This is a genomic window from Dolichospermum planctonicum, from assembly GCF_005402965.1.
GTDB classification, from domain to species: domain Bacteria; phylum Cyanobacteriota; class Cyanobacteriia; order Cyanobacteriales; family Nostocaceae; genus Dolichospermum; species Dolichospermum planctonicum.
Genome location: NZ_BJCF01000119.1, coordinates 1 through 925, shown reverse-complemented (window position 1 = coordinate 925; position 925 = coordinate 1). Strand labels below are relative to the sequence as shown.

1 protein-coding gene and 1 rRNA gene are annotated in these 925 nt (G+C 37.7%); both read left to right on the top strand.

Annotated features, from left to right (window positions below; genetic code table 11):
• The first annotated feature begins 4 nt into the window (after positions 1-4).
• A 5S ribosomal RNA gene (gene rrf, locus FFO06_RS20670) occupies positions 5-122 on the top strand.
• A gap of 246 nt (positions 123-368) precedes the next feature.
• Entirely contained in the window at positions 369-791 is a 423-nt protein-coding gene (locus tag FFO06_RS20665) for a cobalamin biosynthesis protein (RefSeq protein ID WP_236097204.1), read from the top strand.
• Positions 792-925 lie beyond the last annotated feature (134 nt).

Sequence of the window (925 nt, the reverse complement as noted above, 5' to 3'; positions counted from 1 at the left end):
CTTTCCTGGTGTCTATGGCGCGGTGGAACCACACTGATCCCTTCCCGAACTCAGAGGTGAAACGCTGCTGCGGCGACGATAGTTTGGGGGTAGCCCCATGTCAAAATAGCTCGATGCCAGGTTTATTTTTTACAACCACATCACCCTCTCTATTTATTTAGTGGGGGTTTTGTTTTGAGCGACAATTTTTTAGCGATGACTGTGGTGAGCTTATCCCCATCTGTGTCAAAAAGTTAATTTAACATCTGAAAGATTTACCTATCCCCTTTTATCTTCTTCCAATGAACCACGAAGGAGCAAAGAACAGGAAGGAAAGGAGGTTTGAGAGATATTTGGCGTAAGTCCTATTACAAAACGAAGTGCATAATGTGGCATATAAAAAAAGTTTATGGGTGGGAATTGGTTGTCAACAAGGAATTTCCCAGGAGTTAATTAAATCCGCTATTAAAAAGGTTTTCCAAGAGTACCAACTTGTGTATGATGAAATAGCTGGAATTGCAACTATTGATAAAAAAGCTTCAGAAATTGGTTTGGTAGAATTTTGTGATTTAGAAAATTTACCTTTAAAAACCTTTAGTTCTGAATTTTTAAATAATGTATTTGTTCCTAATCCTAATCATAGTATTACTAAGTTATTGGGGACATCTAGCGTAGCAGAGGCATCAGCAATTCTTGCAGCTTCAGAAATCACATCTGCGGAAATAACTTTATTAGTTCCTAAACAGATTTTTCGATTCCAAGACAAAGGAGGAGCGCTAACTGTAGCCGTTGCTCAACTGTACTGCATTTAATTTGTATTTACAGCACTTCCCGGTGTTATGAGGTACAGTAACAACAATTAGTGAACCAATTTTTTAAATGTTGAGGATTCATCAAATCGAGAGCAACAGAAATAACTTTATCAACTATTTCAGTGGTAGTTGGA